This is a genomic window from Pseudomonas sp. FW300-N1A1, assembly GCF_058789115.1.
This window is the reverse complement of the sequence record NZ_JBYTBK010000022.1, coordinates 40585-54942: the sequence shown is the minus strand read 5'-3', so window position 1 is coordinate 54942 and position 14358 is coordinate 40585. Positions and strand designations below refer to the sequence as shown.

General features: G+C 63.6%; 13 protein-coding genes and 1 tRNA gene. 7 read left to right on the top strand and 7 right to left on the bottom strand.

Annotation, left to right across the window (positions count from 1 at the left end; genetic code table 11):
• Position 1: 1 nt before the first annotated feature.
• The 4 genes from AC3WQN_RS16105 to AC3WQN_RS16090 all read right to left on the bottom strand — a co-directional run bounded on the left by AC3WQN_RS16105 (position 2) and on the right by AC3WQN_RS16090 (position 4337).
• The gene (locus tag AC3WQN_RS16105) at positions 2 to 1144 is read right to left on the bottom strand and encodes an ABC transporter substrate-binding protein (RefSeq protein WP_103399963.1); all 1143 of its coding nucleotides are present in this window, start codon (positions 1142 to 1144) and stop codon (positions 2 to 4) included.
• Positions 1145 to 1183: 39 nt separating this feature from the next.
• Positions 1184 to 2299, bottom strand: coding sequence for an ABC transporter ATP-binding protein (locus AC3WQN_RS16100; RefSeq protein WP_103399964.1), 1116 nt, complete (start codon positions 2297 to 2299; stop codon positions 1184 to 1186).
• A gap of 121 nt (positions 2300 to 2420) precedes the next feature.
• On the bottom strand, positions 2421 to 3269 hold the full coding sequence (locus AC3WQN_RS16095; protein ID WP_103400007.1) for a helix-turn-helix transcriptional regulator: 849 nt from the start codon (positions 3267 to 3269) through the stop codon (positions 2421 to 2423).
• A 150-nt stretch (positions 3270 to 3419) separates the two neighbouring features.
• Positions 3420 to 4337 (bottom strand): LysR family transcriptional regulator, encoded by a 918-nt coding sequence (locus AC3WQN_RS16090; protein WP_103399965.1) that lies wholly within the window; start codon positions 4335 to 4337, stop codon positions 3420 to 3422.
• A gap of 129 nt (positions 4338 to 4466) precedes the next feature.
• Between AC3WQN_RS16090 and AC3WQN_RS16085 the strand changes: the two genes are divergently transcribed.
• Entirely contained in the window at positions 4467 to 5924 is a 1458-nt protein-coding gene (locus tag AC3WQN_RS16085; RefSeq protein WP_103399966.1) for an MFS transporter, read from the top strand.
• 70 nt (positions 5925 to 5994) lie between these two features.
• Here the strand turns inward: AC3WQN_RS16085 and AC3WQN_RS16080 are convergent, their stop codons facing one another.
• From AC3WQN_RS16080 to AC3WQN_RS16070, 3 genes are read right to left on the bottom strand one after another with little or no spacing between them, the layout of a single operon-like run.
• Positions 5995 to 6606, bottom strand: coding sequence for a TetR/AcrR family transcriptional regulator (locus AC3WQN_RS16080; RefSeq protein ID WP_103399967.1), 612 nt, complete (start codon positions 6604 to 6606; stop codon positions 5995 to 5997).
• The gene (locus tag AC3WQN_RS16075) at positions 6599 to 7450 is read right to left on the bottom strand and encodes a 3-hydroxybutyryl-CoA dehydrogenase (protein ID WP_103399968.1); all 852 of its coding nucleotides are present in this window, start codon (positions 7448 to 7450) and stop codon (positions 6599 to 6601) included. The genes AC3WQN_RS16080 and AC3WQN_RS16075 overlap by 8 nt, the downstream gene beginning before the upstream one ends.
• Positions 7451 to 7460: 10 nt before the next feature.
• Positions 7461 to 8645: an acetyl-CoA C-acyltransferase family protein gene (locus tag AC3WQN_RS16070; protein ID WP_103399969.1), complete on the bottom strand. Its 1185-nt coding sequence runs from the start codon at positions 8643 to 8645 to the stop codon at positions 7461 to 7463.
• A gap of 212 nt (positions 8646 to 8857) precedes the next feature.
• Here AC3WQN_RS16070 and AC3WQN_RS16065 point away from each other — a divergent pair, with 212 nt between their 5' ends.
• The 6 genes from AC3WQN_RS16065 (at position 8858) to AC3WQN_RS16040 (ending at position 14274) form a co-directional block, all read left to right on the top strand.
• Positions 8858 to 9883: an AraC family transcriptional regulator gene (locus AC3WQN_RS16065; protein WP_103399970.1), complete on the top strand. Its 1026-nt coding sequence runs from the start codon at positions 8858 to 8860 to the stop codon at positions 9881 to 9883.
• Between the two features lie 119 nt (positions 9884 to 10002).
• The gene (locus AC3WQN_RS16060) at positions 10003 to 11292 is read left to right on the top strand and encodes an NAD(P)/FAD-dependent oxidoreductase (RefSeq protein ID WP_103399971.1); all 1290 of its coding nucleotides are present in this window, start codon (positions 10003 to 10005) and stop codon (positions 11290 to 11292) included.
• Between the two features lie 25 nt (positions 11293 to 11317).
• Positions 11318 to 11875, top strand: a complete 558-nt coding sequence (locus tag AC3WQN_RS16055; RefSeq protein ID WP_103399972.1) for a helix-turn-helix domain-containing protein — start codon at positions 11318 to 11320, stop codon at positions 11873 to 11875.
• 23 nt (positions 11876 to 11898) lie between these two features.
• Positions 11899 to 13245: a glutamine synthetase family protein gene (locus tag AC3WQN_RS16050; protein ID WP_103400008.1), complete on the top strand. Its 1347-nt coding sequence runs from the start codon at positions 11899 to 11901 to the stop codon at positions 13243 to 13245.
• A 240-nt stretch (positions 13246 to 13485) separates the two neighbouring features.
• A tRNA-Cys gene (locus AC3WQN_RS16045) sits at positions 13486 to 13559 on the top strand.
• A 232-nt stretch (positions 13560 to 13791) separates the two neighbouring features.
• Positions 13792 to 14274 (top strand): GNAT family N-acetyltransferase, encoded by a 483-nt coding sequence (locus tag AC3WQN_RS16040; RefSeq protein ID WP_178081894.1) that lies wholly within the window; start codon positions 13792 to 13794, stop codon positions 14272 to 14274.
• Positions 14275 to 14358 lie beyond the last annotated feature (84 nt).

Sequence of the window (14358 nt, the reverse complement as noted above, 5' to 3'; positions counted from 1 at the left end):
ATCAGGCTGACTTGAAGCGGGCCATCAGCTCGGCGCGCGCAGGGCTGGTGAGTGTCGCGGCGGCACCGAACTCCAGGGGGCTCAAGGCTTCGGCAGCCGGGTACATGATCGGATCGTCGAGCATGGCGACCGGCAGCAGGGCATCGACGCGCTTGTCACCGCTGGGGTAGCCGTGGCTCAACACTTCAAGTTTGTTGTGCTGCGGGTCCATCAGGTAGTTGATGAACGCATAGGCCGCGTCCTTGTGCTCCGAGCTTTTGGGGATGGCGAAGAAGTCGCTCCACAGCTCGCCGCCTTCCTTGCCCAGTTCGAATTGCATCTGCGGGTTGTCGCGATGCAATTGCGAGGCGTCGCCGGTCCAGCACATCGCCAGCCAGGCGTCGCCGCTGCGCATCGAAGGCTGGATGTCGGAGTTGATGGCGAACAGGTGGGGCTTGACCTGAATCAGCAATTTTTCCGCATCGGCCAGTTCTTTCGGGTCCAGGGAGTTGAAGCTGTAACCGAAGCTTTTCAGGGCGTTGCCAATGGCCGTCAATTGGTAGTCATGCACTATCACCCGGCCGCTGGCGGGCCCTTGGGCGGCTTCCCAGAATTGCTTCCAGCTGGTGGGGCCGTTCTTCAGCTTGCCGCTGTCGTAGAGCATGCCGGTGGTGCCCCAGTTCTTCGGCACCGCATAGACCTTGCCGTCCACCGTGCCCTGGGCCATGAACTTCTGCTGGAAGGCGGCGGCATCGAAGTTGGGAATGCGCGACAGGTCCAGCGGTTCGATCAGGCCCAGGCCGACATAGGTACTGATGGTGTAGTTGGTCGGCACCAACACGTCCCAGCCACTGCCGCCGGCCTGGAGTTTGGCGAGCATTTCTTCGTTGGAACCGAACACGCTCATGGAGACCCGGGCACCGGTGGTCTTGGCGAAGGCGTCGAGGTTTTCCTGGCTGTGATAGTTCGGCCAAGTGGCCAGGGACAGTCGATCGCCGAGCTTGGTCGGCTCGGCCGCCTCGGCGGTCGAGGTCAGCAGGCCCGGCAGGTTGCTGGCGACCACTGCCGCAGCAATGCCCAGGCCGGTGCGGCCGAGGAATTCACGGCGGCTGATCGAGCCGTTCTGCCAGCTGCGCAGGGTTTTGATAAACGTCTTCTGGTCCATGGCACGCTCCACATCCGGTTGATGAAACGAATCGATGATTTACAACGCCATGGCCAGGCCATTGGCGTGATCCCAGCCGACGCTGACCGCAGCGCCGTGTTCGAATACGTTGGCGCCGTGATCCTGCTGGCGAGGGACCCGCACGCAGACCACGCCAAAGGCCCGGGTGCGCACCCGGTATTCGGTGGAGTTGCCCAGGTAGATGCGGTCCTCCACGCAGCCTTGCAGGGTCACTTCGCGGGTCATGTCGGTGTTGGCGCCGGCGATGCTGATCAGCTCCGGGCGCACGGCGATGCAGCCGTCGGCGTCAGCGCTCAGGGGTTTACCGGTGGGTGTCAGCGGGCTGGTCAGCTCCAGGCCCTGGGCGGTGCGCAACACCACCGAGTTGCCGTGCAGCCGGTGGACCGTGCCGTTGAACAGATTCGACTCGCCAATGAAGTCGGCCACGTAGCGACTGGCCGGGGCTTCATAGAGTTGTTCGGGGGTGGCGGTCTGGATGATCGAGCCGTTGTGCATCACGCTGATGCTGTCGCTCATCGACAACGCTTCTTCCTGGTCGTGGGTGACCAGCACGAAGGTGATGCCGACCTCCCGTTGCAGGCGCAGCAACTCGGACTGCATTTCCTTGCGCAGCTTGCGGTCGAGGGCCGCCAGCGGCTCGTCGAGCAGCAATACCGTAGGCTTGTTGACCAGCGCCCGGGCCAGGGCCACGCGCTGTTGTTGACCGCCGGACAGCTCACTCGGCTTGCGCTGGCCGAAGCCGCTCAGGCGCACCATTTCCAGGGCCTCGTCGGCCATGCGCGCCTGGGTGTTCTTGTCCGGCCGTGGAGTGCGATAACGCAGGCCGTAGGCGATGTTCTGGGCCACCGTCAGGTGCGGGAACAGGGCGTAATGCTGGAACACCATGTTCACCGGGCGTTCGAAGGCGGGCACCCCGGCAACGTTTTTACCGGCCAGGCGCACCTCGCCGCTGGTGGGCTGCTCGAAGCCGGCGATCATGCGCAGGGTGGTGGTCTTGCCGCAGCCCGAACCGCCGAGGAAGGAATGGAACGAGCCCCGCCGCACGGCGAAGTTCAGGCCATTGACGGCCGGCACCTCGCCATAGCGCTTGACCACATTGCAGAACTCGATATCGCTTGGCTGGCTGTCGTTCACGGTACGGCTCCCTTGCAGTGATGAATCAGCGCGTCGAGGGCCAAACTAGCAACGAGGGTTTTGCCGTGTATATATCCCTTGGGGGATAGGATAGGGGCAGCTGCAAGCCACAAGCCAAAAGCTACAAGCCGATGGCGCGGCTGCGATCGTCCTGCAGCTTGGCGCTTGAACCTTGCAGCTGATTATCCGTGAGCTCGCGGATGAACAGCCCCAGCAGTTCGGACTGGCTGCCGATACCAAGCTTGGCGTAGATGTTCTTGCGGTGGATTTTCACCGTGCCGGGACTGATGGTCAGTTGTTCGGCCACCGAGGCGCTGGAGTGGCCGCGCAACAGCAGTCGGACGATTTCCTGTTCGCGGCCGGTCAGGCTGTGTGCGCCGAACTGGTCGAAGGCTTCGCGGATCTTGAAGTCCAGGTCCTGGGCCGGGCGCGGTTGCTGGGCCTGGCGTTGGCGCCAGGCTTCACCGATGACCTGTTCGACCACGGCCTGGGCGCACTCGATCAACTGCATTTCATCGCGGCTGAAGGCGCAGTTGGCGCTGGAGCGCATCAGCGAGAGCACCGCCATGGCGCCGTCGCCGAGGTCGACGAAAAACGCCACTTCTTCGGCCAGGCCGGTTTGCTGGTAATAGGTCAGGTAATACTCGCCGAGGTAGAAATGGTCGGGCGCGAACTGGCGCAGGCGCCACAGGCCCGGCGCCTGCCGGCGGGTGCAGGCGAGGTAGAAGGGGTCGAGCAGATACGGCCCGCACTGATAGTCATCGACATACACCGCGCGCTTGTCGGCGGGGAACGTGTCGAACAAGGCCAGGGGGCGGTGGTTGCCTTCGTAGACGAACAACACGAAATGATCGACCGGGCACACCTGCCGCAACCAGTGGCTCAAGCCCGCCAGCCGTGGGTGTCCGGCGGGCAGGTCCAGTAGATGGGCGACACCGGTGGTCCAGAGTTTCAGTTCCTTGGGGCGCATGGGAGCTTCGAACATAATGGAGTCGCCAAGACATGCACAAAATACGCCACGGCGCCGGGGCCCCCTTGCTTGACGGATAGAGCAAGGGGGCTTCGGTGTCCGGGCGCACCTGGATGGGGCGCGATGTTACCGACGGCTACAGCCGAGGTATCAGAACTCGGCTGCCGGTTGGCTGAGCACGTCGGCGCACTCCTGGCGAATGCACTCGCGCAACCAGCGGTGGGCGGGATCGGCATCCATCCGTGGGTGCCAGATCATCGACAGGGTGATTGGGGGCACCGGCAGTGGCAGCACGAAACTGTGCAGGCCGGCACGCAGGTGGTGGGTGTGGCGTTCGGGGACGGTGGCTATCAGGTCCGAAGCCCGCGCCAGCGCCAGCGCGGCCGAAAAGCCACTGACCAGGGTGACGACGTCCCGTGTCAGCCCCAGGGACTGGAATCGCTCGTCCAGCAAGCCCTTGGCCAGGCCCCGGCGTGACACCAGGATGTGCTGGCCGGCCCCATACCGGGCCGGGGTAACTTCGCCCTGGCTCAAGGGGTGGGTGGTGCGCACCACACCAATGAATCGATCCTCGAACAGGGCCCGGCTACGCAGCTCCGGACTGGTCGACTCGCTGACCACGCCGGTTTCCAGGTCGACGCTGCCGTCGCGCAGCGGCGCGCTGTCCTTGTCGAGTTTCTGCAGGAAAAACAGGCGCACGCCAGGGGCGTCAGCACGCAGGCGGGCGATCAGGCCGGGGCCGAAATTTTCCACGAAGCCGTCGCTGGTGCGCAGGGTGAAGGTGCGAACCAGTTGCCCAAGGTCCAGCTGTTCGGCCGGACGCAGCACCGCTTCGGCGTCGTGCACCAGTTGCCGGACCTGTTCGCGCAAGGCAATGGCACGCGGGGTTGGCACCAGGCTGCGTCCGGCCCTGACCAGCAGCGGGTCGCCGGTGGTGGTGCGCAATCGCGCCAGCGCCCGGCTCATCGCCGATGGGCTCAGGTGCAGCCGCTGGGCCGCGCGCGCAACGCTGCCTTCGGCGAGCAGCGCGTCCAGGGTAATCAGTAAGTTCAGATCGGGTGTCGACATACTTGTACGGTAGCACGGCCTGTCATGGCATGGCGTCTGGTGCAGGTATTGAGTGCAAATGCTGCTCCTTCCGCCTTGCCAGCAACCGGCATAGGCTCTGGATTACGACTTTTCTGGAGCCACAAAACCATGAATGCCATGACCCAGGCCGATACCGTTGAAGGCGCGAAGCCGACGCCTGCTGCCCGGTGGGCGCTCGCCAGTCTGTCGCTGTCGATGGTGTTGCCGTCACTGGATACCAGCATCGCCCATGCCGGCTTGCCGACCCTGGCCCGGGCGTTCGACGCGTCCTTTGCCCAGGTGCAATGGATTGTCCTGGCCTACCTGCTGGCCATCACTACCTTGATCGTCAGTGTCGGCCGGCTCGGCGACCTGGTGGGGCGTCGGCGCTTGCTGCTGGTCGGAATCGTCATCTTCACCGGCGCTTCACTGGCGTGCGGCCTGGCGCCAACGCTCGGCTGGCTGATCGTCGCCCGCGCCGTGCAGGGCCTTGGCGCCGCGATCATGATGGCCCTGACCGTGGCCCTGGTCGCTGACACCGTGCCCCAGGCCCGAACGGGCAGGGCCATGGGGTTGCTGGGTTCGATGTCGGCGCTCGGCACGACGTTGGGGCCGTCCCTGGGCGGGGTGTTGATCGCCAGTGTCGGCTGGCAGGCGATCTTCCTGGTCAACGTGCCGCTGGGCATCATCAGCCTATTGCTTGCCTGGCGATACCTGCCCGCGGACCGTCCACGCACACCTCGCAACAAAGCCGCGTTTGATGCCGTGGGCACGCTGGTACTGGCGCTCACGCTCGCCGCCTATGCGCTGGCCATGACCCTCGGCCAGGGCCACTTCGGCGCGCTCAACGGCATTCTGCTGCTGACGGCCGCCTGTGGCGTCGGGCTCTTTGCCTGGGTCGAGTCACGGGTTGAAGCACCGCTGGTGTGCCTGGCGCTGTTGCGCAATCGATCCTTGAGCGCGGGCCTTGCCATGAGCCTGCTGGTCTCGACGGTGATCATGTCGACCTTGGTGGTCGGGCCGTTTTACCTCGCCCGAGGGCTGGAGCTCGATGCCCTGACGGTCGGGCTGGTCCTGTCGGCGGGCCCCGGTGTCGCGGCGCTGACCGGGGTACCGGCTGGCCGCATCGTCGACCGTTTCGGCGCCCGCCGGATGACGGTGCTCGGGCTCGTGTCCATGGCTCTTGGCGCGAGTGCATTGGCGATGCTGCCGGCCCGCCTGGGGATCGCCGGCTATGTCGTGCCGATGATGAGCCTGACCGCCAGTTATGCGTTATTCCAGACAGCCAACAACACCTTGATCATGGGCGGTGTGAGTGCGCAGCAGCGGGGTGTGATCGCCGGGTTGCTCAGCCTGTCGCGCAACCTTGGGTTGATCACCGGGGCGGCGTTCATGGGGGCGGTGTTCGCCCTGGGCTCGGGGGTGTCCGACCTCATCCGTGCGCAGCCGCAGGCCATTGGGACCGGCATGCAGATCACCTTTGCGGTTGCCGTCGTGTTGATCATGGTCGCGCTGGTGATTGCCGGTGGCAGTCAGGTGCTGGCGCGGCGCTTCAGGGGTTCGGAAGCAGGCGATACGGGGCGTTGACCGATTTCGAATCGAGTGGGTGGTGATGGGGCGAGGGAGGTGAAAGGGGCTTGCGGCGGGGTGGAATTACTCAGGCAACGTTGGCCTGAACAGCGGCCATCTGGGCGTCATCCCACAGCACGCGTTCAATGGCACCGACCATCAGGCTTTCCAGCAGACGGTTGCGTTCCCAGGTTTCCAGCGGGTGCTGCGCCAGCCAGTTGGGCGCGCCGTTGAGCAGGTTGGCGATGGCGTGTCCGGTGGCCTGTGAGCGGAGGTCGGGCAGGCGCTGGGTGGTGCAGAGCAGGCGCATCAGGTGCTGCTCATAGCGTTCCTGCAACTGCCGGACGCGGGCTTGCTGATCCTCGTTCAGGCAACTGCTGTCGCGTTCCACCAGGCGGTAGTGGCAAGGCATCTCCTGATGCAGGCTGAGGTGGGCCTGGATGAGGGCGTGCAGGCTGTCACGCGGGTCCCGGGGTTGGCGCTCGAGGCGGCTGAGGGTGGTCAGCAGTTCCTCGTAGAACTCCTCGATCAGGTCCAGCAGCAAGTGCTGCTTGCTGGGGAAGTGGTGATACAACGAACCTGGGGTAAGCCCCAGGTACGTTGCCAGCTCACGCATGCCGACCTGGCCGAACCCCTTGCTGGCGAACAGCTCCAGGGCCTTGTCCCGGCTCTCGGCAAAGCGTGAGCAGCGATCAGTCATAGCGATGGAAACCACGACCGGTCTTGCGTCCCAGGTAGCCCGCGGCAACCATTTCCTTGAGCAGCGGGGCAGGGCGGTATTTGCTGTCGTTGAAGCCGTCGTAGAACGCTTGCATGATCGCCAGCAAGGTGTCCAGGCCGATCAGGTCGGCCAGTGCCAGCGGTCCGATGGGCTGGTTGCAGCCCAGGCGCATGCCGGCATCGATGTCTTCGGCGCTGGCCAGGCCTTCATCGAGCACCTGGATGGCTTCGTTGATCATCGGCACCAGGATCCGGTTCACCACGAAGCCCGGGCGATTGCCGGCGGTGATCGCGGTCTTGCCCAGGGCCATGGCCATTTCCAGGGCCAGGGCGTGGGTCGCGTCGCTGGTTTGCAGGCCGCGAATCACTTCGATCAGCGCCATGACCGGCACCGGGTTGAAGAAGTGCAGGCCAATGAACCGCCCCGGCTCGCTGACGCTGGCCGCCAACTCGGTGATGGACAGCGACGAGGTGTTGGAGGCAATCACGCAGTCGCTGCTGACCTGGGCGGCGATCTGTTGCAGCACGCGCAGTTTCAGGTCGACGTTCTCGGTGGCGGCCTCGATCACCATTTGCGCACCGTGCAGGCTGCCGTAGTCGGTGTCGGTGCGGATCTTGTCCAGGGCCGCGAGTTTCTGGCCTTCGCTCAGCGTGCCCTTGGCCACCTGCCGGTCGAGGTTTTTGCCCACGGTGGCCAGCGCCTTCTGCAAGGCGCTCTCGGAGATGTCCAGCAAGGTCACGTTGAAGCCGGCCAGCGCGCAGACCTGCGCGATGCCGTTGCCCATGGTGCCGGCGCCAATCACGCCGATGTGCTGCAGATTCATGCTCATGTCCTTAAACGCGTTCGAACAGCACGGCAATGCCCTGGCCGCCGCCGATGCACATGGTCGCCAGCGCATAACGGCCCTGGCTGCGATGCAGTTCGTGGATGGCCTTGGTGGCGATGATCGCGCCGGTTGCACCCACCGGGTGGCCCAGGGAGATACCGGAACCGTTCGGGTTGACCTTCTCCGGGTCGAAACCCAGTTCTTGGGCAACGGCGCAGGCTTGCGCAGCGAAGGCTTCGTTGGACTCGATCACATCCAGGTCGGCGACGGTCAGGCCGGCGCGCTTGAGCGCCAGGCGGGTGGCGGGAATCGGACCCAGGCCCATCATCGACGGCTCGACACCCGCGTGGGCATAACTCACCAGGCGGGCCAGGGGCTTGAGGCCTTGCTCCATGACCATCTTGCCGGTGGCCAGGACCAGCGCGCCGGCGCCATCGTTCAGGCCAGAGGCGTTGCCTGCGGTGACGCTGCCGTCTTTCTTGAACGCAGGTTTCATGCGCTCCAGTTGCTCCAGGCTGGCATCGGTGCGCACGTGTTCGTCGGTGGCGAAGGTCACCGTGCCTTTGCGGGTGGCGATTTCAATCGGCACGATCTGCCCTTCGAAACGTCCTTCGGCAATGGCCCGGGCAGCGCGCTGCTGGCTGACCAGCGCCAGTTGGTCCTGGGCCTGGCGGGTGATGCCGTAGTGTTCGGCGATGTTTTCCGCGGTGATGCCCATGTGAATGCCGGCGAACGGATCATGCAAGGCGCCGAGCATGTAGTCGACGGCCTGCATGTCGCCCATCCGCGCACCCCAACGTGCCTGGGGCAGGATGTACGCGCCGCGGCTCATGGATTCGACGCCACCGGCCAGGGCCGCATCGGCATCGCCGAGCATCAGGCTCTGGGCGGCACTGACAATGGCCTGCAGGCCGGAACCGCACAGGCGGTTGACGTTGAACGCCGGGGTTTCCTTGGTCAGGCCGGCATTGATCGCCACGGCACGGGACACGTAGGCGTCGCGGGTTTCGGTCGGAATCACGTGGCCCATGACCACGTGGCCGATGAGTTCCGGGGCCAGGCCCGAGCGCTCGATGGCGGCGCGGCTGACGGCGGTGCTCAGGTCGATGGGCGAAACGTCCTTGAGCGAGCCACCAAAGGCGCCAATGGCAGAACGGACGGCGCTGACTACAAAAACATCGGAAGGGTTCATGGTGGATTCCTCGGTACGTCTTCAATTCGTTGGCTAAACATCGTGGACCGTCAGCCGCTCGCGTACTATGGGCGACGTCTGGCGGGCTGCGCTGCAGTGCCTGTTGATATGGCCGCGAGTCTAGAGTCAGGCACGCCAGTGGCCTATGCCAAAACTGTGCAAGGGTGGTGGCGTTTTTTGCCATGTTGGGATGATGAGTCAGAGAGGAACACATGCGGGAAACGGATTCAGTGGCGGTCTACTTCATGTACCCGATGATCCATGCGCTGCGTGACCAGCCGCAGCGCCTGCGGTCTGTACTCGAAGTCGCCGGCATCGATCCGGCCCTGATCGACCAGCCGGCCGCGCGGGTACCCGCCAACGCATTTGCCGCCTTGTGGCTGGCGCAGATCCGCGAATTGAACGACGAATTCTTCGGGCTGGACTCCCACGGCATGCCCCCCGGTAGTTTCGCCCTGATCTGCCGCGCGCTGATCCAGGAACCGACGCTGGAAAAAGCCATGCGCCAGTGCCTGGTCAACTTCGGCCTGTTCCTGCGCGACTTTCGCGGCACCTTGACGGTGCGCGGCAAGCGCGCGGTGATCAGCGTGCAGACCCAGGCCCGCGACGATGAAGTGGCGCGTTTCGCCGAAGAGACCTTCCTGGTGTTGATGATCAGCCTGCTGTGCTGGCTGGGCGGGCGGCGGATTCCCATCGACCGCGCGGACTTTCGTCATCCGCGTTTGTCCCTCAGTGACGATGCGTTGCTCTGGGGCAACAACCTGACCTTTGGCGCCGAGTGCACCGAAATCGAATTCGACAGCCGCTTTCTGCACTTGCCGGTGGTGCAGGACCTGGCTTCGCTCAAGTCGTTTTTGCGAACCGCGCCGCAATGGCTGGTGATCCGCTTCCGCAATCAGCATGGCCTGGCCTCCCAGGTTCATCAGCGGTTGCGCAACAGCCACTACAGCCAATGGCCGACCTTGCAGGCGTTCGCCGAGGAGCAGCACTTGAGCCCCAGTACCGTGCGGCGCAGGCTGGAGCGCGAAGGCGGTTCGTACCAGGAAATCAAGGACGAGGTGCGCCGCGCGGTGGCGATCGAGCAACTGCGCCGGACCCCGGCGAGCATCACCGCGATTGCCGAGCAGATCGGCTTTCAGGAGCCCAGCGCGTTCCATCGTGCCTTCAAGAAGTGGACGGGCGAGAGCCCGGGGCGTTACCGGGCGCGGTTCCAGGGCAAGTCGCCTGACCACCCATGAGTCGGCAAGCCGTCGGATAAACCCCCATTGAGGTTTCCGATGCCGGGGTGGATTGCGCGTGTGAAATTTATACTGTAGTTTTTCATGAAATTATAAAAACATAATTTCATGGTGCCCCTATGTTCCAGCAGTCCACCCAGCATGTCGCCAGCTATTACGCCCACAGTTGTGCGGACCGTTTGCTGGAGCGTGGGGCGCTCGAGGGCGAGCACCGTACCGAGGTGGTGATCATCGGGGCCGGCTTCAGTGGCTTGCACACGGCCCTGCGCCTGGCCCTGGCGGGCAAGCGGGTGACGCTGCTGGAGGCCAGTCGCGTGGCCTGGGCCGCCTCGGGGCGCAATGGTGGGCAGGCGATACTCGGTTGGTCGTGTGACATGCCTCCTCTGGAGGCCGCGCTCGGTCATGAGCGTGCGCGCCGCCTGTGGGACAGCATGTGCTGGGCCGCGCAGGAATTGCGTGAGCTGCCGGCCCGCCATGGTTTTGATTGCGACTATCGTCCCGGCCATCTGTGGACCTCGGTCATGCCACGCCGGGTCAGGCTACTCACGCAGTGGCAGCATGAGGCCAGTCACAAGTGGGGCTACGATGGCCTGCAGTTCATCCCCCGCGACCAGTTGCCCCAATGGGTCGCCAGCGATCGCTATCAGGCGGGGCTCTATGACCCCGAAGGCGGGCACCTCAACCCACTGAAGCTGGCCCTGGGCCTGGCCGCGGCCATCGAGCGCGCGGGCGGGCGCATCTTTGAACAGAGCAAAGCCCTGAGTTATCGAGAGGAGGGCGGTCAGTACCGGGTCACCACCGAGCGCGGCAGCGTCCGGGCGGACGTGCTGGTGCTGGCGTGCAATGCCTACCTCGACCAGCTCGATCCGCAACTGGCCAGCCGTGTCCTGCCGGTGGGTACCTACCAGGTGGCCACCGCGCCGCTGCCGGCCGGGCAGGCCAGCGCCTTGCTCCCGGGCAACGTCTGCGTCACCGATAACCAGTTCGTGCTCGACTACTTCCGCCGCACACCGGACAACCGCCTGCTGTTCGGTGGCGGCTGCACCTACCTGGGGGGCATGCCCCGGGACATTGCTGCGGCGACCCGGCCGTTTCTCGAGCGAGTGTTTCCTCAGCTCAAGGGGGTCGAACTGGAATTCGCCTGGGGCGGGCATATCGACCTGACCCTCAAGCGCACGCCCGATATCGGCCGGCGGGGCGATCTCTATTGGTTACAGGGCTATTCCGGGCATGGCGTGCTGCCGACCCTGGCCGCTGCCCGTGCGGTGTCCGACGCGATTCTCGGTGACGCGGATGGGCTGGCCTTGTATCAGGGCCTGAACAATGAGCGTTTCCCCGGCGGCAAATACCTGGCTGCGCCCCTGGAAGCCATCGGCAAGGCCTGGTACCGCCTGCGTGACAGCATTTGATGAATTCTCTTCGGGAAACCCTGGCATGAACAAGCAAGAAGAAATCGCCGCGCTGGCGATCCTCATCCACGACCTGCGCAAGCACAAGAAGTACACCCTCAAGGAGCTGGCCGACAAAATCGACCGCTCCGTGGGCTTCCTGTCGCAAGTCGAGCGCGGCCTGTCACGGCCCACGGTGGCGGACCTGACGGCCATCAGCGAAACCCTGGGCGTACCCACTACCTACTTCTACAGCTTGCCCAAGCCCAAGGTGCTGCCCTGGGTGACCCGGCCCGACGAGCGTCGCACGCTGTACTACGCCAATGGCATTACCGACATCCTCGTTTCACCGAAAATCAGGGCCTCGTTCTCCATGCTCGAAAGCCGGCTGGAAGCCGGTGCCAGCAGTGGCGAGCGGCACTTGAGCGACAGCTCGGAGCAGGGCGGCTACGTGCTCGAAGGCGAACTGACGCTGTGGCTGGACGAAGACGACGAACCGGTGACCCTAGTGGCCGGCGACAGCTTTCAACTCGACAGCCATACCCGCTGTCGCTACGGCAACCTCACCGACCAACTCACCCGCGTGCTGTGGGTTTACACCTGATAACAACACAGGAAACTTTGATGATGGACGCTGCCTGTTCCGACCTGCTGGCTGAAGTACGTGCTTTCCGCCAACGCTACCCTGAGGTGCGCTACGTCGACCTCATCTCCCTGGACATTCCCGGGCACTTCTACGGCAAGCGCTACCCGATCGAGATGCTCGAAAAAGTGGCGGCCGGCAGTGCCCTCAAGTTGCCGCAGAACTGCGTGCTGCTGGGGGTGCAGGGCGGGCTGTTCAAAATCGGCGACTACTGCTTCCACGACGGCGACCCGGACGCGGTGCGGCGCCTGGTGCCGGGCACCCTCAAGCCGGTGACCTGGGAAGCGCAGCCGGTGGGGCAGATGCTCATCACCTCCGATGGCACCGAAAAACCCATCGAATTCGAACCCCGCGAAGTGTTGGCGCAAGTGTTGGAACGCTTGCGGCGCAAAGGGATTCACCCGGTGGTGGCGTTCGAACTGGAGTTCTATCTGTTCGACAAGCAACTGCGTGACGGCCAGCCGCAGTTCCCCCGCGATCCCCTGACCGACGATACCGACGACCAGCCGAACATGCACATCGAGCGCTTGTCACGGTTTGCTCCGGTCCTCGATGAAATGGTCGAGGCCGCGCGCGCCCAGGGTATCGACACCACCGTGATCACCGCGGAGCTTGGGCCCGGTCAGTTCGAGATCAACTTCGGCCACCTCAATGACGGCCTGCAAGCCGCGGACTGGGCCGCACTGTTCTGCCGCAGCACCCGGGGCGTCGCCCTCAAGCACGGCTATCGCGCCAGCTTCATGGCCAAGCCCTACCTGCAGCACCCGGGCAGCGGCATGCACGTGCACGTCAGCCTCTACGATGGCGAAGGCCAGAACCTGTTGGCCGCCAACCAGCAACAGGCCCTGCGCCATGCCGTGGCCGGCTGCCTTGAGCTGTTGCCCCGCTGCATGCCGATCTTCGCCCCGAATCAGAACGCCTTCCGCCGCCTGGGCGGCACCGTGAACGCGGCAACCCAGGCCAGCTGGGGCTTCGAAGACCGCGACGCCTGCGTGCGGATCCCCGAGTCGGACAGCAAAAACCTGCGCATCGAACACCGCCTGGCCGGCGCCGACGCCAACCCCTACCTGGTGTTGGCGGCGATCCTGGTCGGACTGGAACAGGGCCTGGAAGCCGGCCGCGAACCCATCCCACCGCTCAACGAAGACCGCAACAGCGGCATCGACTTCCCCCTGGAAATGCTCGAAGCCGTACGTGCCATGCAGCACCAACCGCAGCTGCGCCAAGGCTTGGGGGCGGAATTCGTCGACGTCTACTGCGAGAACAAGCGCCAGGACCACCTGGCCTTCCAACAGGAGATCAGCGCCCGGGAATATCGCTGGTATCTCTAACGAGTGCCGGAGTGAACTGTGGTTCGGCCACCATGGCCGAACCATAGCGTTGACCGGGTTGGAGTTTTTTTACTTCCCGTTCTTGACATGCCCCGAGAAGCAGTCCAGAATTGCGTCCATTCCTGATTAGGGAACAAGAAAAACCCTTTAGATTTCAAAGGGTTGGAAGTAGATGCAAATCTAGATTCCCTCTCCAGTTTGTATGTGTTTGATGTTGCTTTTAGGGCATCTGACATTTGAGGCCGAGTAGCAAAATGGTTATGCAGTGGATTGCAAATCCACCTACGCCGGTTCGATTCCGACCTCGGCCTCCACTCTTAAAAACCCTGTAGCTCAATGAGTTACGGGGTTTTTTTATGCCTTCAGGAAAGTGAAGTGTTCCGCAATTTTCGGGTGGTGTTCCGCAACTGCGAACGATGGGAGCGCCTGTGGTCAGAGTGATGACAGGCTGTAATCGGCCAGGAGCGGCGATTGAGCAATGCCAACCCAATTGCCCCCTCAACACCATTGTGAGACGTTAAGGTTTCGCTGACTTCTAGGAAGATCATGGACATTCGACCGACGGAAGCAAAAGACTGGATGCTTTTGAAGCAAGTCCGTCTCGCCGCGCTTTTGGACACACCGACAGCCTTTGGTGTCAGTTACCAAGCGGCTGCCAACTACAGTGACGAACAGTGGAAAGAACGAGCCTCGTCAGCCAGAACGGAATTCTGGTTAGCCATCAAGGAAGACAAAGCGGTGGGAATGATCGGTGCCGGGGTCAGTGGTACGAACCGCTATAACTTGATCGGAATGTGGGTTGAACCCTCTGCACGTGGCTCTAGCGTGGCAACTCAGCTGGTTGAGGCGGTGAAATCCCGCGCAATAGGGAAAGGTCATGATCGCGTTTTTCTGGACGTCTCTCCCGACAATGCGAGAGCCTCGAGCTTCTATCTGAAGCTGGGCTTTTCCTTCATAGATGAATGGGAATCTCTAGAAAGTCATCCGCATATCATGGTTCAGACGATGCTCTGGACTGTCCAAAACTAACTCACAAAAGCCTCTGCACACTGGATGTCTGCAATGGGTCGATGCGGTCGGTCGCGACCGGCAGAAATCGGCCCAGAGTGTGTA